17 protein-coding genes and 2 tRNA genes are annotated in these 23,263 nt (G+C 37.2%); 8 read left to right on the top strand and 11 right to left on the bottom strand.

All coding sequences use genetic code 11. The features are described 5' to 3' along the window. From HRT55_RS12420 to HRT55_RS12410, 3 genes are all read left to right on the top strand, one after another. Positions 1 to 76: transfer RNA gene (locus HRT55_RS12420), tRNA-Lys, on the top strand. 603 nt (positions 77 to 679) lie between these two features. Then, entirely contained in the window at positions 680 to 1,738 is a 1,059-nt protein-coding gene (gene nadA, locus HRT55_RS12415) for a quinolinate synthase NadA (RefSeq protein ID WP_291621677.1), read from the top strand. Positions 1,739 to 1,918: 180 nt separating this feature from the next. Beyond that, positions 1,919 to 2,008 (top strand) — tRNA-Ser (locus HRT55_RS12410). A gap of 495 nt (positions 2,009 to 2,503) precedes the next feature. Here HRT55_RS12410 and HRT55_RS12405 read toward each other — a convergent pair. Next, positions 2,504 to 4,516: a winged helix-turn-helix domain-containing protein gene (locus tag HRT55_RS12405; RefSeq protein ID WP_291621675.1), complete on the bottom strand. Its 2,013-nt coding sequence runs from the start codon at positions 4,514 to 4,516 to the stop codon at positions 2,504 to 2,506. 196 nt (positions 4,517 to 4,712) lie between these two features. On the opposite strand from HRT55_RS12405, the gene HRT55_RS12400 reads away from it, so the two are divergent. Together HRT55_RS12400 and HRT55_RS12395 are read left to right on the top strand one after the other, a co-directional pair. Then, positions 4,713 to 6,077 carry a VCBS repeat-containing protein gene (locus tag HRT55_RS12400; RefSeq protein ID WP_291621673.1) on the top strand — a complete coding sequence of 455 codons (1,365 nt, stop codon included), beginning with the start codon at positions 4,713 to 4,715 and terminating at the stop codon, positions 6,075 to 6,077. A gap of 687 nt (positions 6,078 to 6,764) precedes the next feature. Continuing rightward, positions 6,765 to 7,604 carry a tetratricopeptide repeat protein gene (locus HRT55_RS12395; protein WP_291621671.1) on the top strand — a complete coding sequence of 280 codons (840 nt, stop codon included), beginning with the start codon at positions 6,765 to 6,767 and terminating at the stop codon, positions 7,602 to 7,604. 93 nt (positions 7,605 to 7,697) lie between these two features. Here HRT55_RS12395 and HRT55_RS12390 read toward each other — a convergent pair whose 3' ends face one another. After that, positions 7,698 to 8,450, bottom strand: a complete 753-nt coding sequence (locus HRT55_RS12390; RefSeq protein WP_291621669.1) for an alpha/beta hydrolase — start codon at positions 8,448 to 8,450, stop codon at positions 7,698 to 7,700. Between the two features lie 181 nt (positions 8,451 to 8,631). Beyond that, complete coding sequence (locus HRT55_RS12385) at positions 8,632 to 10,758, bottom strand: winged helix-turn-helix domain-containing protein (RefSeq protein WP_291621668.1); 2,127 nt, start codon at positions 10,756 to 10,758, stop codon at positions 8,632 to 8,634. A gap of 195 nt (positions 10,759 to 10,953) precedes the next feature. Between HRT55_RS12385 and HRT55_RS12380 the strand changes: the two genes are divergently transcribed. Next, positions 10,954 to 11,757 (top strand): ester cyclase, encoded by an 804-nt coding sequence (locus HRT55_RS12380; RefSeq protein ID WP_291621665.1) that lies wholly within the window; start codon positions 10,954 to 10,956, stop codon positions 11,755 to 11,757. A 150-nt stretch (positions 11,758 to 11,907) separates the two neighbouring features. Here the strand turns inward: HRT55_RS12380 and HRT55_RS12375 are convergent, their stop codons facing one another. The 4 genes from HRT55_RS12375 to HRT55_RS12360 all read right to left on the bottom strand — a co-directional run bounded on the left by HRT55_RS12375 (position 11,908) and on the right by HRT55_RS12360 (position 15,612). Further along, positions 11,908 to 13,086 carry a serine hydrolase gene (locus HRT55_RS12375; protein ID WP_291621663.1) on the bottom strand — a complete coding sequence of 393 codons (1,179 nt, stop codon included), beginning with the start codon at positions 13,084 to 13,086 and terminating at the stop codon, positions 11,908 to 11,910. Positions 13,087 to 13,099: 13 nt separating this feature from the next. Further along, positions 13,100 to 13,279: a hypothetical protein gene (locus HRT55_RS12370; protein ID WP_291621661.1), complete on the bottom strand. Its 180-nt coding sequence runs from the start codon at positions 13,277 to 13,279 to the stop codon at positions 13,100 to 13,102. 204 nt (positions 13,280 to 13,483) lie between these two features. Continuing rightward, on the bottom strand, positions 13,484 to 14,881 hold the full coding sequence (locus tag HRT55_RS12365) for an ATP-binding protein (RefSeq protein WP_291621659.1): 1,398 nt from the start codon (positions 14,879 to 14,881) through the stop codon (positions 13,484 to 13,486). A gap of 2 nt (positions 14,882 to 14,883) precedes the next feature. After that, positions 14,884 to 15,612, bottom strand: coding sequence for a response regulator transcription factor (locus HRT55_RS12360; protein WP_291621657.1), 729 nt, complete (start codon positions 15,610 to 15,612; stop codon positions 14,884 to 14,886). Positions 15,613 to 15,855: 243 nt separating this feature from the next. Between HRT55_RS12360 and HRT55_RS12355 the strand changes: the two genes are divergently transcribed. After that, complete coding sequence (locus HRT55_RS12355) at positions 15,856 to 16,317, top strand: Spy/CpxP family protein refolding chaperone (RefSeq protein ID WP_291621655.1); 462 nt, start codon at positions 15,856 to 15,858, stop codon at positions 16,315 to 16,317. A 93-nt stretch (positions 16,318 to 16,410) separates the two neighbouring features. On the opposite strand, the gene hpt is transcribed toward HRT55_RS12355, so the two are convergent. Further along, positions 16,411 to 16,941: a hypoxanthine phosphoribosyltransferase gene (gene hpt / locus HRT55_RS12350; RefSeq protein ID WP_291621653.1), complete on the bottom strand. Its 531-nt coding sequence runs from the start codon at positions 16,939 to 16,941 to the stop codon at positions 16,411 to 16,413. A 253-nt stretch (positions 16,942 to 17,194) separates the two neighbouring features. After that, the gene (locus HRT55_RS12345; RefSeq protein ID WP_291615998.1) at positions 17,195 to 18,526 is read right to left on the bottom strand and encodes an NCS2 family permease; all 1,332 of its coding nucleotides are present in this window, start codon (positions 18,524 to 18,526) and stop codon (positions 17,195 to 17,197) included. Positions 18,527 to 19,317: 791 nt separating this feature from the next. Here HRT55_RS12345 and HRT55_RS12340 point away from each other — a divergent pair. Then, on the top strand, positions 19,318 to 20,934 hold the full coding sequence (locus HRT55_RS12340; RefSeq protein WP_291621651.1) for a SulP family inorganic anion transporter: 1,617 nt from the start codon (positions 19,318 to 19,320) through the stop codon (positions 20,932 to 20,934). 71 nt (positions 20,935 to 21,005) lie between these two features. Here the strand turns inward: HRT55_RS12340 and HRT55_RS12335 are convergent, their stop codons facing one another. Then, a complete protein-coding gene (locus HRT55_RS12335; protein WP_291621649.1) occupies positions 21,006 to 22,436 on the bottom strand; it encodes an ATP-binding protein in 1,431 nt (476 codons plus the stop codon). After that, positions 22,429 to 23,103 (bottom strand): response regulator transcription factor, encoded by a 675-nt coding sequence (locus HRT55_RS12330; RefSeq protein WP_291621647.1) that lies wholly within the window; start codon positions 23,101 to 23,103, stop codon positions 22,429 to 22,431. Before HRT55_RS12330 ends, HRT55_RS12335 begins: the two co-directional genes overlap by 8 nt. Positions 23,104 to 23,263: the final 160 nt, after the last annotated feature.

Raw genomic sequence — 23,263 nt, 5'->3', positions numbered from 1 at the left:
CGGCCGTTAGCTCAGCTGGTAGAGCAGTTGGCTTTTAACCAATTTGTCGAAGGTTCAAATCCTTCACGGCCGACCACTCCTAATTCAATTGAAAATATCCAAAGACCCCTAGTAATAATTCAAACTTCAGATTCATAAGCCACAGCTTTTAACCGTACAGCTAAGTTAATTCGAAGGTTCAAATCCTTCACGGCCGACCACTCCTAATTCAATTGAGAATATTTAAAGCCCTCCCTAGTGATAATTCAAACTTCAGATTCATAAGCCAAAGCTTTTAACCGTATAGCTAAGTTAATTCGAAGGTTCAAATCCTTCAAGGCCGACCACTCCTAGTTAACTTAAGAATATTTAAAGCCCTCCCTAGTGATAATTCAAACTTCAGATTCATAAGCTAAAGCTCTTAACCGTATAGCTAAGTTAGTTAGAAGGTTCAAATTTTTCACGGCTGACAATACCAAATAAATTAGCTCGTTATCAAATAGAATCCCAAATAATCATTGAAAGTAAGCTTGATATGTCGAGAACTCACCTAGTTACAACATCTTATTAGCACGTCTTGATATATAGATGATATTTACTCTATAACGAAGCGCCTATACAGACCATTATCTACTACACATTAGTGGCGCTTTGCCTTATAATTGTCGCGTTTTTACGTGTCCAGATTTAGAGAGAATCCATGAGTGTAAGTAATACCGCGGTAGATTTTGATTTCCAATTCCCAGCTAAGCCAAAGCCTTTAGAAAATGATGAAAAGGTGCAATACATAGAGAAAATTAAACAGCTCTTAGTAGAAAAAAATGCTGTCCTGGTTGCTCATTATTATACTGACCCTGTAATACAAGCGCTTGCCGAAGAAACCGGTGGTTGTGTTGCCGATTCTCTTGAAATGGCCCGTTTTGGTAAGCAGCACTCAGCAGAAACGTTAATTGTTGCCGGTGTTAAGTTTATGGGCGAAACCGCTAAAATATTAACACCAGAAAAAACTGTATTAATGCCTGAACTTGAAGCAACCTGTTCGTTAGATTTAGGTTGCCCTATTGAAGAGTTTTCTGCTTTTTGTGATCAACACCCTGATCATACCGTTGTCGTTTATGCAAATACCTCTGCTGCAGTTAAAGCGCGAGCTGACTGGGTGGTAACTTCAAGTATTGCCCTTGAGATAGTCGATATGCTTGATAGTCAGGGTAAGCCTATCTTATGGGGTCCTGACCGCCACCTAGGCGCATATATAGAAAAAGAAACAGGAGCCAAGATGCTGATGTGGCAGGGCGCTTGTATTGTCCATGATGAGTTTAAAGCCTCGGCATTACGTGACCTTAAGTTGCAATACCCTGATGCTGCTGTATTAGTGCATCCTGAGTCACCTGCTAATGTTATTGAATTGGCAGATGCGGTTGGTTCAACCAGCCAATTAATCAAAGCTAGTCAAGAAATGCCTAATGAGCACTTTATCGTTGCAACCGATAAAGGCATTTTTTATAAGATGGAACAAGCTAACCCAGAGAAGACTTTTGTAGCCGCACCTACCGGCGGTAATGGCGCAACATGTAGAAGCTGCGCTAATTGCCCTTGGATGGCAATGAATGGCCTTAAATCGATTCATGACGCGCTAGTAAGTCCAATAGGTAAAGAAATCAACGTAGAGCTCAGCGTTGCCGAAAAAGCATTAGTACCATTAAATAGAATGCTTAACTTTGCTGCAGAGAATCAGTTAAAAGTTAAAGGTAATGCTTAACTTAATTGCAAAAATTATTCATTTATCTAGATTTATGAATAAATAAGCAGCAGTTAAACTATTTTATCAAAATTAAACAGCGTTTTAGCTAAAATAGCCTTGCACCCGCGAGGCTTTTTTTTTACCATAGCGCTTGTTAAACAACAGTGCTGATAACACTTAAAATCTCATCACAAAATTGGTGAGCTGGCCGAGTGGCTGAAGGCGCACGCCTGGAAAGCGTGTAAAGGTTTATCCCTTTCGAGAGTTCGAATCTCTCGCTCACCGCCATATTTAATAAACGGGCACCTCATTAGAGGTGCCCGTTTTGTTTCAAAAAAGAACTTTCCTAAAGTTAATAAAAGCTAACAACTGTTCATCCGATTTAGTTTTTTGTATATTAGCAAATGAAAAACTAAACGTTGACGTGATCGCTGTAGACAACCCACCTTAGCTAGCCAGATCCCTAAGTATGGTTCTCATTATATGTTATGAAGGTGTACTCACATTATCGTTATTGAGGCACTAGCCTTAATATCACTATTCATTTAAGTTCCCCTTGATGCTATCACTAAAGCTGATGTTGTTGAAAAGCAGTCTAGACAACTCAAGTTACGACAATTGATTAAAATACAATAGAACTCAATATCGCTACAATACTCGTGAGACATTACTGTTCGTGGTGATAAAGGAGGCGATGTGCTTAGCGTTTAAAGGAGCAATGAGTTTACCATTAAAGTTCTTATGGCTATCCACCTGATTAGGCTGCCTTGGCTTACACAGGTATTAGTCAACGGCTTGCAATAAAAGTAACTGTGATGTTTTTGATACGAAATGATCATAAATTACGTAATCTTTCCCATGCCTGCCGATGTCAGTAATAAAATCATTAGTTGTTAGGGTAAAGAGCTCTTTTGGAGTCTCCTGGACCATTACACCCAGAGGAGTCGACATCACCTGAATACTTGTTGGTTTCTGTTCAACATAATATAAATGGTCGCTGTTATTATTTATCTTGATACTGTGTGGCCTGAATTGTAAAGCAACTCCCTTAAAGTCTTTGATAATTGACATGGTGCCATTTGCTTTCTTTACCATTAATTTTTGGCTTTTTATGTCACCGAAAATGAAACTTTTATCTTCTTGCTCCTCTGCTATGAGGCCCGCCGCGAGTAATATTTTTTTAGACTCTTTACTAACTATATTGAATTGCCAAATATCGTAGATGTTTTCGCTGGCAATGCTCATGTAAATAGAGTTACCTTTAGTTGACCAAGATAATAAATGCACCTCTTTATCAATGTTTTGATTAACTGTGAGCTGCCCAGTAGCTATATCATAGATCATAAGTTTGAGCTGATTATTTTTAGCAGCAACGAAAGCCAGTTGGTTTTTCTTCTCGTTTAAAATAGGTCGTCTAATACTGTCAGCCTGAATGCCGGTAAGTTTAGTATTCTTATGTCGGTTATGACTCCAAAGTTCATAGCTACCAGTGCGTTGTGATACAAAGTAAAGCGTATTGGTTGGTCTGGACCAAATGGCATTTAAGTCATTTGCATAACTATTAACTTGCTTTAGATCAATATGGTTAGCTAAACCTTGCGCACCAATATTAATGTTTGAGCTTTTTTTAAGATAAAACAATAGTTGTGACGATTGACTTGAAACCAATTCATATGCGTGGGTATTTGTTGGTATAGAAAGCGCTTGTGAAATTTCATTGGTGTTAAGGTTGAAGCGCCAAACCGAATATAGGCTGTCAATTTGACCGGCAATAAGCAAGTTAGCATCATCTTCTGAATGCAAGCTAGTGACTTTAGAGAATTTAGTAGAAATTATCCTACTGTGTTGACTTACTAAGTTGTAGCTATTGATTGTTGAGTGTGAATCTTTTTGTTGAACATAAAAAATAGCAGGCTCGATATTGTTAAATGTTGCTGCATAGTTACTTGCTTTATTATCAAGCTTTATCGGCACTTCTCGTTGTGAATCTAGCGATAATAGGGAGATAGACAGACGGTGTTTATTTATTGCTGTTAAAGCTAATGTTTTACCCTTTGCTGATAGCTTAATCGTCTTTAAACGCTTATTGGTTTTATATACCACTTGTAACTTGCCTGTATCGACAAATAGCTTATTTATCTTACATTCAGAGGTATTACATTGAATAAAATACCCTATATTATTTTTCTCAGTCCAAATAACTGAGCGGTACATCTCAGTACCTTTTTGTAAGATTGAATATTTATGGCTTTTCACATCTTTTAGTATCAATACTGATTCATTGGACTTGGCATCAGTTTGTATATAAAGCACTTTGGATCCATCAGCAGAAAGTGCAGCCGATTGAATGTTTTCTATACCGTCACTAAGAATAGTGGCTTGATAATTTTCTGGTTTTGTATTGCTGATTTGAAAATTTTTGAATAGTGCAATTGGGCTGATAAGTAAGAAGAAGGTAATAATAGTGAGCAGTAAGGCTGTCAATATTGCACTTTTATGGCCAAGTTTAACCAATAACAAACTGGGTAAATATGCTTGGCTTTTAGCTTTATTAATAGGCTCAGCCTTTCCTATAAAGCAGTAACCCTTTCTCGCTATTGTCTCTATATATTTCGGATTTTTAGCGTCATCGTTAAGCACCTTTCGAAGCTCAAAAATTGCACGAGTTATTACCTCTAAACCGACAATAGTATCAGGCCAGAGATTATCAGCAATATACTCTCTACTGAGAACTTCACCCTGGTGATGAACCATAAAACAAAGTACTTGAATTATTTTAGGTTCAAGAATTGTCACCTTATTTTCATTGGTGATTTTATTATGTTTAGGGTAAACCCTATAGTGATCTAGAAGGAAATTAACATTCATGACTTTTTAAGCTTTTGATTTTATGGATGAATAAAAAAATAATAACAACATTATAACACCCTAATTACACATATATATTAAATAGGATAGAAAATAATCCCCTATAAAAAAAGACATTGAAAATATGAATAAATTAATTTTGAAAGCGATAACCTTAAGTTGCCTCATTGGTACAAACTTCACTAGCATGGCGTTTAATGTAAATTTAGAGATAGTAGGTCAGGGACAAGTTGAAGCGCTGGATAAGACCTGTTCAAGTAACTGTAATTTCGCAACGGATAAATCTACTCAAACCTTAGTGGCTAAGGCATCCCCTGGCTGGTATTTTTCCGGTTGGCAAGGTCAAAAATGCGACATGGGAAACGGGGTGATTATCCCGTCAGAACAGACAGATATTAAAGGTATTGGCACTGCAAGTGGAGGGGCTAAATCATTAGAGACCTTAGACTTTAATAATGATGGTCTAGATGACCTGATAGGTATCAGCTTGTTTAATGGCCAAGTGCACAGTTATGAAAATTTAGGGAACGGTACTTTCGCGAGTAAAACTATTATTTCAGAACTCTCTTATCCATCATCCTTAGACAGTTTTGATTGGAATAATGATGGTTATAAAGACTTATTTGTCGCTGAGTTTAGTACAGACAACCGAGGTATTAGGTTGTATCTAAATAATGGTAATGGCGGCTTTATTTATGAAAAGACCTTCAAGTTTGAAAATTCTCACCCTTACTCTTTTTCTGTAATTGATTATGATTTAGATGGTTTACCTGATTTTGTTATCTCTTCGTTCGATGCTGACATTAGTGGCGATCTTTTTGTACTTGTTAAAAGCATAACCAATGAAAAAATAACTTGGTTCAAAAATACGACCGAAGGGCTAAAAGAACAAAAAATTATTGCTGAAAAAGCAGCGATAACATTAGATACTTTTCAAGCATCTCCAAATGCCATTCCACAGATCTTGACTGCAGAAATAAAACTAGGGGAAATTGCCATTTACTCTAATGAGAATGGTAAAGATCGAAAGGTCGTTTCAACTCAATGGGCAAGTTATGGTGCAGCCTTTGGGGATATTGATGAAAATGGGCATGTCGATATTTTAACGGCTCATTATCAACCTTCAAGACTGAGTTTGATTTATGGTCAAGGAGAGGGGGAGTACTCAAAACCTGTAGAGTTAGCTCGGCCGACAGAGGGACTAACTGCTACTGCCTTTGGGGACTTCAATAATGACTCCTTTATCGATGTCGCAACAGGGGAGTTCAATATTAAGCAGTTCTATTATTATGCAAGTGGAGGCTTTGAGCAGTGTATTGTTAAAAAATCATCTAGTTTAGAGTTAATTGCTACCTTTATACAAGTTGAAAGTATATCGAGTGATGGTGAAGAAAAGTCAGCAGGGGGTCTGCTTTGGCTTTTATATTTATTATTTCCTTTAGTGGTTGTACGATTTTTAGTAAGGAGTGATCACAGCCAAGTAGGGTGATTTGTCAGTGAATCGCTACAGCCATTTTATCATGTGCTGTAGCGATAATAGTGTTATTTTTCTATACTGGGTACCTGATAATGCATTGGTATAAAGGTGTAATTCACTACCATCACCACCTTTAGTTTCCCAACTGCTTAGTACTAATCGGAAGCGCTCTAATATATTATTTTTGCTAGCAGGTAACGTTGTTAAATTTTTGATTAAGTGCTCACGCCTTTATCTACACTCCCAGCTAAGGCATTGTGCGAGGTTTAACTTAATAATAGGCAAGGTATAAGAGGATTAGTGTCATGATATAAACCTGATAATTAATTTATTTGTTTAACCGATTCATTACTATGGCTAGTCTATGTGGCTGGTAGGTAGCTTGTTGATAAATAATGAAAAGTTGTTATGTTTGATGACAATGACAATGACAATGTCAATGTCAATGTCAATGTCAATGTCAATGTCAATGTCAAGGTTCAGGTCAAGTGGTCACTGTTTCTGGGAGCAAGTTCATGGCGCGATCTTAATTTCTGCTATGTGATAGTTATAAGTATAATGTTCAGAGTTCTTAGCTAGATGTCTGTATTTCTCTTGTTGTAGCGACTATGTAGTCAGACTGTGATTTTAAATTGTAATATTGCTATTTTTTAGCTAGTATGAAATTCAATCAATAATTGTATTAATGGAATAATAACAATGATTTATCGAAAGCTGATTTATATAGTAGCAGCTCTTACCTTAAGCACCATATCTCCAGTAACTCAGGCTATTCCGGTAAAGTCATGTATGGAAGATAGTTGTGTCATATTTTTCAATAAATGGCAGTCTATGGTTAAAGTGAAAGGAGCTCTAGCTCTTTCAGCGCTAGGTGAGCTTTATTACCAAGGCTACGGCACAGAAAAAAACCTGGAAAAATCGATTAAAAGCTTTCGTAAAGCCTCACATTATAAATTTGCCCATGCACAATACCGCGCTGGTGTGTTTTATTTAATGGAGGATAACTTTATTGATAATAAAGAGGGTATTAGATATTTGAGGAAGGCGGCCAGAAATGGTCATACAGAATCAGCTTTTTTATTGGCTATTATTTTTGGTACCGGCGAATTTGGCATCAAAGATGTTGGCGAATCAGACAAATGGCTGGGTAAAGCATTAAAAAACAAGCACTATGTGGCGCAACAATATGCGAGCTATTTATATAAAAGTGGTCAAGTAGATGAAGGTCACTATATTAAAGTAAACGAAATTATTAGTGAGTTACAAGCTAATATTCTTACCGGTAATAGTACCAGTACCGGTTCAGAGGGAAATATTGCTAAAACATTGGCTGAAATCCCTTGGACTAATCATGCTAATAAAACCACCAATATACCATCAAGCCCTTCGTTTGAAGATATGTTTGACCCTGAAGCCTTTAGTTTTAAAAGTACAAAGCTAGAGGCTGGAACTGCCTTAAGATCAAACAATAGAAGTTGTGAAAAAATATTTAGTTGCTACAAAGTGGAACAAGATGATTTTTGGCTGTCTGCACACTAGCCAGTGGCAGCAATAAGTAATTAAAAGACCAACCACACAAACTAGAATTAGCAAGTTTGTGTGATTCGCTTGAGCATTATTATTGTCGCATACTTATTTTAACTCACTAGCAAACCATGCAACGATGGTTTGTGTTAACTGTTTATCACTCTCAAGTAATGGATAGCCATGCATGCTGCCTTTATAAGAGATCATTTTACTCTTGGGATGTTTAGCGGCTGAAAATAGCAGTTTGGCACTGGTGAAGGTTCTACCATCGTCTTCTGAAGCTATGATAAGTGTAGGTTTTTCAACTAGTGTTTTACTATAGCGAGCAATATTTTCATCACGCTGGGATGAAGAGAAAAAGCTAATAGCACTAATACTTTCTTTTTCAGCTAGGGTGATGGCTTGGCTACCGCCGCAACTAGCACCAATTATGCCCACTTTACCATTTGTAGCTATTTTACTTTTTAAATAATCAAAGGCTATCTGTACGTCTTCGGGCCAGTGTGCTGACATTTTTGACCAAGCCTGTCTTCGCTCTGCTTGCGGTAATTTTTGGATTACATCGACGTTGTATTTTTCACTAATACTTTCGCCAAAACCTCTAAAGTCTAGACTAAGCGCATGAATGCCGCGTTGTGCTAATTGCTCGCCAATGGCGTTGTACATAGTGCGATTGTAATTACACTGATGCAGCATTAATACGGCGCGATTACTTAGTTTTTTCGTAATATTTTCCCCTGGATAATAATCCGCTTTCAGGGAGAAATTATCTGAGGTAGTTAAAATGATTTCAGTAGCGAAGCTAGTTACCGAAATAAGCAGACCGCTTAGTAATACCGAAGTAAATAAACGTGGCATAAAAATTCCTATTCTGGTGTTTTTATATTCTAGCCATCACGTTATTCTTATTATTCCAACTGTGACAGTTGAATGCGGCCAAGTGTTCTTTTAGTAAGCTATATAACCAATTTAATCTGTTTAATCTCAAACTAAGCAGCATACAGGTTAAATAAAAACAGATAGTATGAAAGTGCCATTGTTATTGCTCAAAGAGTATTGTCATAATATCGCCTTCTGGCGGACTGACTTTGAAAAAAATAGCTTTGGTGCCATTTGCATTAAAGTCAGTTACTCGAGACCAGTTAGGTAAGTCCATCAATATCTTACTGCGAGGAGTTTGATTATCATTTGTTATGGCATACCTCTCTATCTTTCTTTTAGGCCCGTCTTTTTTTACAGCAAAAATAGATTGTTCAACCGCTTTTAGTTCTCCAGGTCGTAGAAACTCTAAATTAGAAATTGAGCTGCTAAGTTGCGATATTGTACCATTAGTGATGTTTTTACTAATTAAGCCGCCTATCTTGTAATCAATAAATGTGAGACTTTCCCCATTGGTACTCTCTTGGGCAAAAAGCCCAGCTCTAGATTGTATTAATTTTGCTTTTAAAGTAACACTGTCGTATTGGTATATATTAACGTGTTTTTTGTGTTCGCTAATATATATGCTTTTATCATCTTTACTCCATATTAATGGGTATTTCATACTGGGAATTTTACTTTCATTCACAGGTTCCCCTGTAGTTAATGAAATTATGGAGAGCCATAACTCTTCTTTTTCATAGACAACAGCAAGCAGTTCTTCAGTATTAGATAAAGCGGGCTTATATATAAAACTTGCCTGTAATTGAGTCACTTGTGTGGTTATCTGAGAGTTAACGTTATAGGACCATAGCTCATAATAGCCGGTGCGATTTGAAACAAAATAAATTGTTTTATTGTCTTTTGAATAAATACCATAATATTCGTTGGCATCACTATTGAGTTTTGGTAAAAAATCAAAAGTTTGCTGTTTAATATCCGCTATTACTTGATTAGCCGAAGCTTTATAAGTGGCATAATAAATTTGACCTTGTTTGAATTTTGCTCGAGTAATGCGTTGTCCACTAGAGCTGGGTAGTAGACTTTTAATAGAATAGTCACTTAAGTTTAGCTGCCAAATACCCTTAGTTGCTGACACCTCTCCTGAAATAAGTAAGTTTCCTGAATCAAGCAAAGCTATATGTTCGACCCAAGAGAACTTGTTGGTGAGCGTTTTGTATTGGTTGCTCTTTAAATCTAAAGAGACAATTTCTTTTACCTGATCACTGTTGTTAAAAAAATAAAGAGTCTGACCGTCTAAAGAGTAGATCTGATATCGAATATCACTCGGTAAATGCAGTGTTGATTCATGTAAATAAGTTACTTTATTATTAATAAAATTTATTGATTTAATTTCATGTAATTTATTATGTTGGTAATTATCGTATTCAATAAAACTTATGGTAAATGGTGCATTTTCCCTTAGTGCTAAATTAAAAATGGCGTTATCAGATTCATAAATAACTTCAGCATTTTTTTGGAGAACATGACGGATAATTTGGAATTGGCCTGACTTTTCTCGGATATAGGTAAGCGTGTTTTTATCTAACCATAAGGGTGAATATTCAACCCAATCATCATTGGTAATTTGCTCTGAGCGATTTTGGCCTAATGTCTTCAAGTAGAGATCAACCCGTTTTTCCTGAGAGCTTATATAAACCATTTTTTTATGGTTTTCATGAAAGCTAAAATCACCTTCAACACCTATATCTTGGGTGACAGGCAAAATGTTCTGAATTTTTAAGTTAATAATACTCTTCTGTAAGTTGTCATTACTCACCAACCAAGCATAAAAAAATGGTGTGATTAATAGTAAGAAAATACTTACTAGCCATTTTCTGTTCAAACTAACTCGGTTGTTATTAGCCAAAATATTTGTTCTTTCTTTGCTCTCTATCGGCGTGATTTTATCTGTATTGGTTACTTTTATTTCGGCAATAAATCGATAGCCTTTTTTGGGGATCGTTTCGATATATTTTGGATTTTTTGCATCGTCAGCTAGCGCATTTCGTAATGAGTAGATGAGCTGGGAAATGACTTCATCACCTACGACAATATTTGGCCACAAAGCCGCTAAAATTTCACTACGTGTAACAACCTCACCACTTTTGCTAGCCAGTAGAATTAATAAGGACATCACTTTAGCTTCAAGGCGTTTTTTCTGTGATCTTTTAATTAACAAATTAGCTTGTGGGATAACTTTAAACTCACTAAAACTGAATTCATCATTAAATTTTGTTGTTGTCAATGTATGTAACCACTTGAATTAAAGGTAAATAAAATAATGATTTATTCTTTATTTTTTCATTATGTATTTTTACATCACATTAACACAAAATCGAATTGTGATATTAATTTTTATCAAATTCATTCACACAAACATTACGCGAATAGTATTAAGTTCGGAATTTATTAAATAAAATAGTCTACAAAAGGAAGTTAAATGAACATAATCAAGCTTGTTAGTATCATATTATTGTTAGGTGTTACCGCCTGTGCAGAGGAAGAAAAAGCCAATAAAGTTGTGGTTGAACAAATTTATACGGATGTGATTAATGGTTTAAATACCGGGTTAGTTACTTCCTTATATGCAGAAGATTTTATTCAGCATAATACCGAAATTGTAGCGGGTGTTGCAGGGCAAGAAGAGTATTTTGAGGCAATGATTACTAATAACCCGAATCATGTCGCCACGATTAAGCATATTGTTGCCGATGGCGATTATGTCGCAGTACATTGGCACTATGCACAAGATGTTGATAATGAGTTTATTGGAAGTGCTAGAGTTGACTTATATAAATTGTCAGACAGTGTTATTACGGAACATTGGGATGTTACTATGACTCCCAATATGAATACGGCAAGTGGTAACTCTGTTTTTAGCGATTTATATATTTACCCGACCAATACCTATGCTAATACCAATAGGAGTGTTGAAGAAATAAATAAACTTATAATTACTGATTTTTATTTGGACTTATTCAACAATAAGAACCTTGATTTAATTGATGAATTAGTCGACCCAAGCTACTTGCAGCATAATTATTGGGTTCCTAATGGTAGTGATGGATTGTATAACTTCGTTAGTGGCGGGGGAACTGGAGGTTTATCAATCTTTTTGACCTTGGCTGAAGGTGATCTAATTTGGACATTTTCGGGACCGGGAACCGATAATTTGCAAACGGTAGATTTATGGCGTTTAGATAACAATATTAAAAAAATTGTTGAGCATTGGGATGTGTTTTAAAAGCTAATCGAATAGCTATTGTATATCGGGTAAATTTAGTTTTTATAACCGGAATATATATAGTATTTGAAGGTAAAAAGGATGCTGAAGCATCCTTTTTACTCGTGTAACCTAGTTTAATTTAGCTAACGATAGAATACATGAACGTTACTAATCAGCTTTTATTGCAGGGCTCGGCTCGGTAGATAAATCACTGTAAAAATTCATCACCTGTTTACCTTGCTTGTTCTTATCAATAGTGAAATAGGACAGGCTGCCTTCATAGTAGAAACTATTGTCAGACATTGGCTTAATTACCCATTTACGGCCGTCATCACGTTGTGAATAAACGACATTATTTTCAAACGTTAATGTGCGTTGTGATTCACCACTTACTTGATAAGTACCCATCATAGTCTTTATTTTATGGCCTGCTAGCGTTATCGCTTTAAACTCAGGGATATTTAAATTTAGCGCTTTTGCTGCAAGCAGTAAGGCTATATCACGTGGATTACCATCAGAATCACTATTATTTAATACGGCGACATAAAGATCTTCTTCGGGTAAGTAAAAAGCGTGAGTAACAAAACCGTGAATACCACCGCCGTGACCAATTGCTGTGTACTTATTGACTTTAAACATGCCTAAGCCATAACCATACTCAGAGGTGCTTTTATCATTAAGCACAAAGGGCGTGATCATCTTTTGATAACTCGCTTTAGAAATTAAGGTGCCGTCGCGAAGGGCAGTAAACCAAATATTTAAATCATCAACGGTGGATAATAATGAACCAGCTGCGTGCGGCCACATCATATTAATAGGGTCAGCATTAACGACACTTTGCTCTGAACGAGAGTAACCATTAGCTCTATTCGTAATAAGTTGAGTGCCGCCAAAGTGGCTATTTTTCATGCCTAATTTGGCAAATATATCTTGTTTAATAAAGTCAGCATAATATTTTTTACTGGCAACTTCGATAATTTTACCTAATAAAACATAACCAGTATTTGAATAACGCATTGCTTCGCCGGTTTTTAATGGCATAGGATGTTTGGCAAACTCTTTCAGCATGTCATCAAGCGTTGTTTGTGTCGGGATCAGTTTATTCCAAACATGTTCATCTTCGGTATAATTTGCTATGCCTGAGGTATGGCTCAATAGGTTGGCAATAGTGACAACTTGATCTTCAGTTGGGAAATCAGCTACGTATTTATGAATATCATCATCAATAGATAATTTTCCTTGCTCAGCGAGCATCATAATAGCAGTAGCGGTAAACTGTTTAGTAATAGAGCCAAGACGAAAAATACTGTTGGTTTTTAAGGGGACTTGCAGCTCTATATTAGCCATGCCTAGCGCGCCTTTATAAAAGTACTTTACCGTGCTGGCTGACGATAGCGGCTGCACCTGGTCCTTTTGCATCGACAAAGGTAGACAAAACCTTGTCATAACTGGCTTTACTTATGTTTTTACCCGGTTGAGTTGCAGACGCGACATTCATACTAAGTATAAGTACAGCGCATAGTGTTATTATTTTTTTCATTTGAAATTCCATCTTATGTTATTAAAGTCTGATCAAAACGATTCACGATGTCACATCAGTACACAGGTGTTCAAGGCGTTTTTTGTCGCTAAATATTTCAACCGTTTCAATTTTATTGTTGAGGAATAAACAAATAAAAAGCAGATGAAAATATAGCTGCTTTTTGACTACAAAAGATAAAGTCGTATTGTTATTTAATTAAAGCTATTTCCATACAGAGGGAAGAATTATAGTTACCTTTAAGCCACTTCCAGGCTGATTTTCTGCGTATATCTCACCTTGATGTAATTGGATCGCTTGTTGGGCTATGGCTAGACCTAAACCTGTACCACCGCTACTGCGCTCTCTGCCATCGGCAACACGAAAAAATGGCGTGAAAAGCTTTGTTATCATTTCATTTGGCACACCAGGGCCATGATCAGCAACACTTAGCATTACTTGCTCATCTTGCTGGCTTAATTCAATAGTCACTACTTGCTGAGCGGGTGAATATTTCACCGCGTTATTAACTATATTGCTGATAGCACTGACGAGTAGTTTACTGTCGGCTAAAATAAAACCGCTAACTTTCCCTTGTAACGCTATGGTGACCCCCTTACTTGTAGCAAAGTATTGGCAGTCATTAACAACGTGTGTAACCAACCCTTGTAATTCGACCTCTTCGACAGTAAAGGTATTATGGCTATGCTCTAGTCTTGAAAGAGTCAGTACATCGGCAATCATTTCATCTAAACGATCGACTTCCTTTTCACAGCGGTTTAAATGCTTCTGTTGCTCAGCGTTATTGCCCATGTTTTTTTCGGCTAAAGCGACGGCTAACTGTAGACGAGTTAATGGCGACCTGAGTTCATGGGAAACATCGGCTAACAAACGCTGATGGGCGCTAATATTGCTTTCTAATTGCTTGGCCATTTGGTTAAAGCTACGGGCTAGATCGCCAAACTCATCAGAGCGTTGGTCAAATTGTGTTATACGGGTTGCCAACTTACCTTCACCTAATTCTCTACTGGCTTTTTGCAGCGCTATTAAAGGCTTAGTAAAGCTTTTAGCTAATAACCAGCAACATAAAAAGCTAATGGTTAATAAGAAAAAAAGACGTAAGGCAATAGGTAATTGGGAGACTAAACTCACTAAACGTTTTCTGTGTAACTCATTGGCTATAAATAGTTGAAACTGTTCACCATTAATTACTATGGGCTGAGAAGAGGTAACCTTAGTAAAATCAAAATCAATAGTAACCGGGTTATTAAGGGGGTGCCTTTTTAAGTAGTCTTTTACTTGTGACCAGCCGCGATTTCTCGGCGCATAAACCTTGTTAGTAGCTACTTTTTTTATGAGTAAATGTTGCTGATGTTTTCGGTGGAATTTGTGTTGTAATGCTTTAAGTTTTACGTGTGTTTTACCAGCTAGTCTTTGCTGATAAAGTGTTAATAATTTCAATTTTTGTGGATTAGCCTGTTCTTGGCTTGGGCTATGCCTAAATTGCATGGTGATTAAATAGCTAATCAGCACTGAGGTGATTATCACTAACCAAAAAGCGATAAATAGCTTTAAGCTAATACCTAAGGCAAACTTGTTCTGCCCTTTATTTTGTTTAAGCACTGTTACTGCTCTCCTTGTAAAAAGACATAACCTGCGCCACGCACTGTTTTCATCTTGTCTACTGGGTCTATAGCGAGCAACTTTCTACGGACATTGCCGACATGTACATCAACGGTTCTATCATATGGACTGAGTTTCCGTTGCAGTACTTGTTCAGATATCTCAGCTTTACTGATAATTTGACCGTGATGTTCAAGCATATAAACCAGCACTAAATATTCAGTACCGGTTAATTCAAGTAAGGTCTTTTGACAAAATATTTCACGGGTCGCTTGGTTAATCCTAACTTGGTTGACAATAAGTTGTTCTGTTGGCTCTTTTATCTCGGTAGTACTCTGGCTTTTGACAATGGTGATGCGTCTAAAAATGGCGTTAATACGCGCTAATAATTCCCTATGTTTGAAGGGTTTTGCTAGGTAATCATCGGCGCCTAATTCTAGCCCTAAGATTTTATCATTATCATCGCCCCTAGCCGTTAGCATTAAAATTGGGGTTTTATGGTTACCGCCCAGTGCCTTTAACACTTCAAAGCCATTGAGTACCGGCATCATGACATCTAGTAGTATCAGATCAAAACAATCATCAAACGCTTTTGCTAAACCACTAGCACCATCTAAACAAGAGGTTACCTTAATGTTTTCACAGGCGAGGTACTCGGTAAGTAACTCGGCAAGTTCTTGGTCATCATCTATTAATAAAATGTGTTTAGTTTGAGTAATGGCTTGGGTCATATGAGTACTACTTTATTAAGAAGAGGCATGACTGCCTGGATTTTAATTCGTTTCCTAGCAATTAGTTTACGTGATCTTAGCGACACAGAACATAACTTTACATAGCTTTACACAGCCTTGCACTGCTTTGCAAAATACCTAGATATACTAAAGCTGAACTGAAAAACCACTTAAGACAACTTAATTGAAGTTAATTTAACTCTTTGCCAAGAGGGTTAAAAATAGCTAACAAGGAAATATCAAATGAAAACTACCCTTAAAAATATTGCCATTGCCACGTCACTTTGTTCAGCTTTGGTTTTATCGCCTGTTAGCTTTGCTGGTAGCGATAGCAATCATAACCACCATAAAAGTGGTGATAGAAGCTATCAGAAAATGAGTGAAAAAAAATTCGCCAAGCTGACTCGTAAACTGGATTTATCAGAAACTCAGCAAGCAGATATTAAAGCACTTAAAAGTGAAGCTAAGGTGCAGATGCAAGCATTAAAACCAGCAATGGAAGCTTTTCGTCAGCAAGTTAAAACATTAATGTCTGCAGAGACCTTTGATGAGCAAGCTTTTAGTCAATTACATGCGAGTAATCAAGATGTCTTTGCTGCGATGGCATTAGTGAAAGTAAAAAGTAAATTTGCCATGAAGAGTGTATTAACAGAAGAGCAGTTAGAAAAGTTTTCCGCTATGAAGCATAAACGTTCAAGTCGTTAATACGTTGAAATAAGCTCATGTTCGTTAAGGCTGAAACAAAAAATCCGACCTAGTGTCGGATTTTTTATACATAATATTTGTCAGTAAAGTAGCTTATTCTTCAGGAATAACTTTACCAATATAAGGCAGGTGACGATATTTTTGTGCATAGTCAATACCTACACCAACGACAAACTCATCAGGAATTTCAAAGCCAATCCATTTTACCGGAACATCTTTTTCACGACGACTCGGTTTATCTAATAAGGTACAAATTTCAATTGAATTAGGAGCACGTAAACTTAAAATTTCGACAACTTTACTTAAGGTATTACCGGTATCAATAATATCTTCTACCAGTAAAACATCTTTGCCTTCAATATTATCATCAAGATCTTTTAGTATATGAACGTCACGAGAGCTTTCCATGCTATTGCCGTAACTCGATGCAGTCATAAAATCAACGCTATGATTAACGGTAATCTTTCTGGCTAAGTCGGCCATAAAAACAAAAGAACCACGTAGCAAACCGACCATGACTAAATTATCGCTGCCTTGATAATGTTCACTGATCTGCTGGCCAATTTGGGCAACGCGTTCTCTGATTTCTTCTTCTGAGATCATGACCTCAATAGTATGTTTCATCGTTATTTCTTTCTTGTTGGTTAATTAATAAATTCAGCGATTAGCTGTTCGTTGGGTATTGAAACTATATGAATAAAAAATTACAAATGCTAGGGCTGTTGAACTTTTACTGTCGAAATATTATACAAAGCAACCGTTTTATAATCATGCTAAGCAGATACCGCTCAACAGCCTCTTACTTTTTCTAACTATTGTACATGCAAAAAAAAGCCTTTGTGAACAAAGGCTTTTTTAGGTTTAGCGAATATTGTCTTTAGTTTAAGAAAATAAACTTAGCAATAAATAAAACAGTTAACGCCCAAACACCGTTAGATACTTGGTCTGATTTACCCGTACCTACTTTTAATACAGTGTAGGTGATAAAACCAAAGGCAATACCGTTAGCGATAGAGAAGGTAAACGCCATCATAATCGTAGTACACACGGCTGGTGCGTATTCCGTTAAGTCGTCCCAATCTAAGCCTTTAAGTGAGCTCATCATCAACATAGCTACATAGATAAGCGCGCCATCAACGGCAAAGGCAGGTAGCATTTTGGCTAGTGGCAAGAAGAACATACCAACAGCAAATAATAAGCCGATAGTTACCGCGGTTAGACCAGTACGGCCACCAGCAGCAACACCTGCAGCAGATTCAACATAAGAAGTTACCGGAGGACAACCAAAACCTGTACCAATAACAGAAGCGATTGAGTCAGCTTTTAAAGACTTGCTTAAGCCTTCAATCTTGCCATTTTTGTCTTGCAAGCCAGCACGCTCAGCAACACCCATTAAGGTGCCCGCGGTATCGAAAATGTTAACGAATAAGAAAGTTACAATAACAGGAATTAACGCTACTTGAAAAGCGCCGGCAATATCGGCTTTCCATAAGATAGGCTCAAGAGCAGAAAACTCAGGAACAGCGAGTATGCCACTATAAGAAACAAAACCAGATGCAGGAGCAAAAGATTTAGCTGCTTCAGAAATAACGAAGAAATCAGCAGGTAACACCCAAGTCATAACAAAAGCAAGTAAGGTTACTGTGGCAATACCAATGATTACCGCACCAAATACTTTACGATAGCTAAGCACCGCAATAAGTAAGAAACTTAAGAAACCTAATGCCGGTGCTTCTGGACCAAATTGACCAAAGCCAAAGTGAGTCATGTCGCCAAGAGCAACTACGTTATCAGGACTAGCAACAATAATGCCGGTGAAACGTAAGCCGATGAAACCTAAGAAAAGCCCAACACCTGCGGTCATGGCAAGTCGTAAGCTCATGGGAATACTATCAAGCATCCATTCCCTTAGTCGGGTAACACTCATGAATACAAAGAGAACACCGGAAAGGAAGACCGCACCTAGGGCAATTTCCCAACTGTAACCCATGCCGCCGACGACGGAGAAAGTGAAGAAGGCATTTAAACCCATGCCTGGCGCAAGGCCAACAGGCCAGTTAGCATACATACCCATTAATATAGTGGCAATAGCAGCACCTAAACAGGTGGCTAAGAACAAACCATCAAATGGCATGCCCGTATTTGACATAATTACCGGGTTTAAAAACATAATATATGACATGGTCACGAAGGTCGTAAGACCCGCCATAAGCTCAGTTTTTATCGATGTATTATGCTGTGATAGTTTAAAAAGACGTTCTAACAGACCTAAGTCTTTAGCTTTATCTTCTTGCTCTTCTTGCTTCTCGTAAGATTTACTAACCTGTTCCATAACTACAGTTCTCTCGTTGATTGATATTTAAGGTCGTTTATTTGTATTTTTAAAGTTGACCTACTTGTAATAATTTTAGTTATTGACCTTTTTGTTGCTGTGCTACCGATAAACTCGATAATGCCAGCGCTTGCTAGAAAGAGGCTGTGTTGGACCCAATTTCTGTTTAGCTGTATCATTAATACATAAATAAAAGTTAAAGTTAATAAGTATAGTTGCTTGTTAATTCCATATGGTGAAACTCTTCTGGACTATAGGATATTCGCGATACCCTATAAATTAAAGTTAACTTGATAACACGGTGAAAAGTAAAACATGCAAATTTCACCTGGTAAAATCAAGGTATATTCAATTCTGAATAATCCGAAGGTTTCAGCATAGCTCCCAGAATTTAGTTCTCGCAAATGTCATTATTAATTTTTGCTTTTTGTCTCATGAACAACACTTCATCCTATCCTTAAAACAGAAAACTTGTCAATAGTGTCAAGAAATGCTTTTTTAGTGTACAATTCCCCGTAAGCCTCATTCGAGCGACAGCAGTTTTGCTGTAAATCGTTTAGCAAGAGGGTTTTTCACGGCATTATTTGAGAAAAGTACGCGATATCAAATAGGCGGTAATACTTTCAGGTAAGTTAATGTCATTAACCATAAAATTAAATTAGGTAGCCATGCTCTCTCTAGCACATTTTAATCGACAAACCATTAAAGGTGATGTTTTTGGTGCGTTGACATCAACAATTGTTGCTTTACCTTTTGCTTTAGCTTTCGGGGTTACATCGGGAGCGGGCGCCAGCGCAGGTATTTATTGTGCAATTATAACCGGTTTATTTGCTTCTTTGTTTGGCGGCACTAATCAACAAATTTCTGGCCCCAATACGGGTTTAACCGTTGCCATGGTGGCCATATTAACTAGCTTTGTCGCGCAATCGCCCGATAATGGCATTGCGGCAGCATTTACCGTGGTAACACTTGCTGGTTTGTTTCAAATGTTATTTGGCTTTTTTAAGCTAGGTAAGTATTTTATTCTCGTATCATACCCGGTTATATCAGGCTTTACCTCGGGTATTGGCGTATTAATCATTCTTTCTCAAATCGAGCCATTATTTGGTCACTCTTTACCCGAATTACAGCTTTCGTTAGGTACCTTAACTAGCACTAATACCTTATTGGGCTTGGCTTGTTTAGCAATACTCTTTATCTGGCCGCAAAAATTTAGTCGTGTGGTACCAGCCAGCATTATTGCGGTAGCAGGTGCAACATGCTTTTATATCTTTTCTGGCGCTGAAATGCCCGTTGTTGGCGCGATTGCCAGTGAATTACCTTCTTTTAATATGCCGGTGTGGGAAAGCTCTTTAGCCAGTGAAATGATTAAATCGGCGTTATTAATTGCCACCTTAAGTACGCTTGATTCATTAATGACTTCATTAACAGTGGATAGTATTACCAATGAATTACATGACTCTGACCAAGAGTTGGTTGGTCAAGGCATAGGTAATATGGTTGCTGGATTATTTGGCGCATTACCTGGTGGTGGCGCAACTATGCGCACAGTAACCAATTTAAGGGCTGGTGGTACTACGCCTTTATCGGGCATTCTTCATGCGCTGTTTATCTTAGCTATCGTCTTATGGGCAGGGGAATACACCGCCTATATTCCAGTGGCTGTGTTAGCGGCAATTTTGACCCATGTTGGCATCAGTATCATTGATTGGAACTTCCTTAAACGCATCCATCAAATACCCTTGTTTAGCGTTGGTTTGATGATCTCTACCATGGTTATGTCGGTCGCCTTTGATCTAGTCACTGCGGTATTAGTTGGTGTGTTTTTAGCAAACCTAGTCACTATTCGCCGCTTATCAGAAATCCAACTCGATAATATAAAGCTCTGCACTGCTAAAGAAGCTGAACATTTAACTATTGCGGAAAAGCAATTATTTGAAGCGATGGATGACAGTGTATTATTGCTTAATATTTCTGGACCTATTGGTTTTGGTGTTGCTCGCGGCTTAAAACAAAGTGTTTCAGAGACGGATCAAAATAAAACTCTACTCATTGATTTAACCGATGCCCGCTTTGTTGGCATTACCAGTACTATCGCCATTGAAGAAATTATTGTCAGTTATCGAAATCAAGGACGAGATATTTTACTGTCAAATGTCTGTGAACGGGTACGTAATGATTTTAATAAATTGAAGCTGCTCGATAAAATACCAACAGAGCATGTTTTTGCTAATCGATTAGATGCACTTACTTACCTTAAAGAAAGAGTTAAAAACAGAGCTTAAATAACGTTCCTAAAGAAATAGTTTCGTTACCATCGGTTGTTTAGCAAAATGTGGTAATGAAACACTCGCTATTAAAGCTCTTTAGTAAAAGAAAACAGTGCACCACCTAAATACGATTCAGAGACGACAATTTTACCGGCCATTTTTGTCGCTGCAGCTTTTGCTATAGGTAGACCAAGACCTAAACCGCCAGTTTTTCGGCTGCGACTCTTATCCAATCGGGCAAAAGCAATAAAGATGGTCTCTCTGTCATCAAGCGGAATACCAGCACCATCATCTTCAACAGTTATAGACAATTGCTGATTACCATTAAAGCGAGTGACCTTGGCAGAAATTTTTATTTCACCTTGGGCATAGTTAAAGGCGTTTTTAATAAAGTTATCAACTAACAACCTTAGATAGAAAGGGTTGGTCGTTAGCTCTAGTGATTCACCAACGATTAAGCTGTACTCTTTGTTTTGGTTTTTTGCTAAAAGCTGCAATCTTGATTCGATAAATGCCTTTAGTTCAATCGTTTGAAACTGATCTACCTCACTTTCACTCTTTGAGATTGAGCCAGCAACGATAGTTGAATTTATTTTTGAATATTCCACAATCTGACTTATCAATTCATTAATATCGACCACATAGTTATCAACGTCATCAACTAATGCCAATATATCTAAATCAGTACTTTTTCTACGAATTAACCCTGATGCTAATTGAATACGACTTAATGGCGTTCTCACTTCATGAGGAATGGCTTGGGAAAAAGTATCACGCTCTTTTACATTGTCAGCGATTGCTTGCGCCATGTCATTAAAGCTATGAGCAAGCTTATCTAAAGGTTTTTGGATATCTTCATTGGCCTTAGCCTGCATATCTCCGGAGCCAAATTGCTGGTGAGTATCAATAAGTGCTTTAATTTGGTTTTGGAGATTTTTGATTGGCCAATAAATGGCAATGCCAAGAAATAATGAAGTGACCAGTATCAATGACAGGAATATCAAATCAATCTCCTGACCATATATTATACCTTCAGCTAATTCTTCCGCCAATTCTTCAGCTAAGTCTTTAGGTAAGTCCTCAGGGTTGAGTTCACTATTACTTTTCTCAATAATAATGATATTACTTTTTGCGTTAGGTAGTTTAAATTCGACTAAATACCCGCCATCATGTCTTTGATAATAATAAGTATTGTTAATGCTAGTGATTAATTGACATGAAGGGCAAACCTCACTATTCATTTCGGGATTAACGAGTTTAGCGCTAAGAAAGTTATCCAATGGAAAACCGAGTGGAATATCTTGTTGAGCACTATTTATTTGTCTTTGGGCATTTACCGAAATTTCTTTGAAAATAAAATTCATTTCAGCAACAAGCTCGTTAAAGTCTTCTTGCTCCTCAAAGCTATTCATAAAATATTTGGTTAATGAAATACTAATAATTACTGAAATAACAATAACTAAATAAAGGCGAGAGAATAAAGAAAGCGATAGGCTTTTTATTGCTAATTTACTCATTAATTAACTTATAACCTTGGTTTCTTATGGTAGTGATAACTTGATAGGGCATTTGATCATCACCTAATTTTTTTCGCAAAGCTGATATACGCATGTCGATAGAGCGATTACTAAAGTCATAATCTATGCCTCTTAGTGCCTGACAGCATTGTTCACGTGAAATCACCTTACCGACATTTTTGTGAAGTAATTTTAGCATTTCATATTCCGAGCCAGTAAGCGTTAATAACTTGCCTTGAAAGGTGACTTTATTACTGGCTTCACTGATTGTTAAAGCGGTTGCTGCAGCTGCTTGATTAGTTTGGGTACGTCTTAACAATGCTTCTATTCTGGCTACGAGCACATGCGGGCGTAAGGGTTTAACTAAATAATCATCGGCGCCCATTTTTAGTAAACTGACTTCACTGATATCATCATCACAAGCGGTGAGAATTAATATTGGTTGCTGGTAAAATTCTCGGGCTGCTTTACATATCTCAATACCGCTCATGCCGGGTAACATTAAATCAAGAATTATTAGATCAGGTTTAGTTCTTTTTATTGCCGCTAAGGCCAGTGAACCATCATCAATAACGGCAACTTGATAACCTTCAACGTCTAAATACATGGCGGTTAAGCGTGATATTTCAGCGTCATCTTCAATCAGTAATATTCGTGTTTTGTCCATTGTTTTTCTCTTTGTTTTCTTTTTTTTCAAAACAGGATGCAAATTTAACGTAAAAGTTCCCGCTAATAAAGTCTAGCTTACATGTGCTTACATAGGTTGGTTATTGCTTACACTGGCTTACTTTGTAAGGGGGGGAACAACCATGCTGCTCAGCCATACT

This window comes from Colwellia sp. (genome assembly GCF_013214175.1).
Classification (GTDB): domain Bacteria; phylum Pseudomonadota; class Gammaproteobacteria; order Enterobacterales; family Alteromonadaceae; genus Colwellia.
This window is presented reverse-complemented; position numbering and strand designations above follow the sequence as displayed.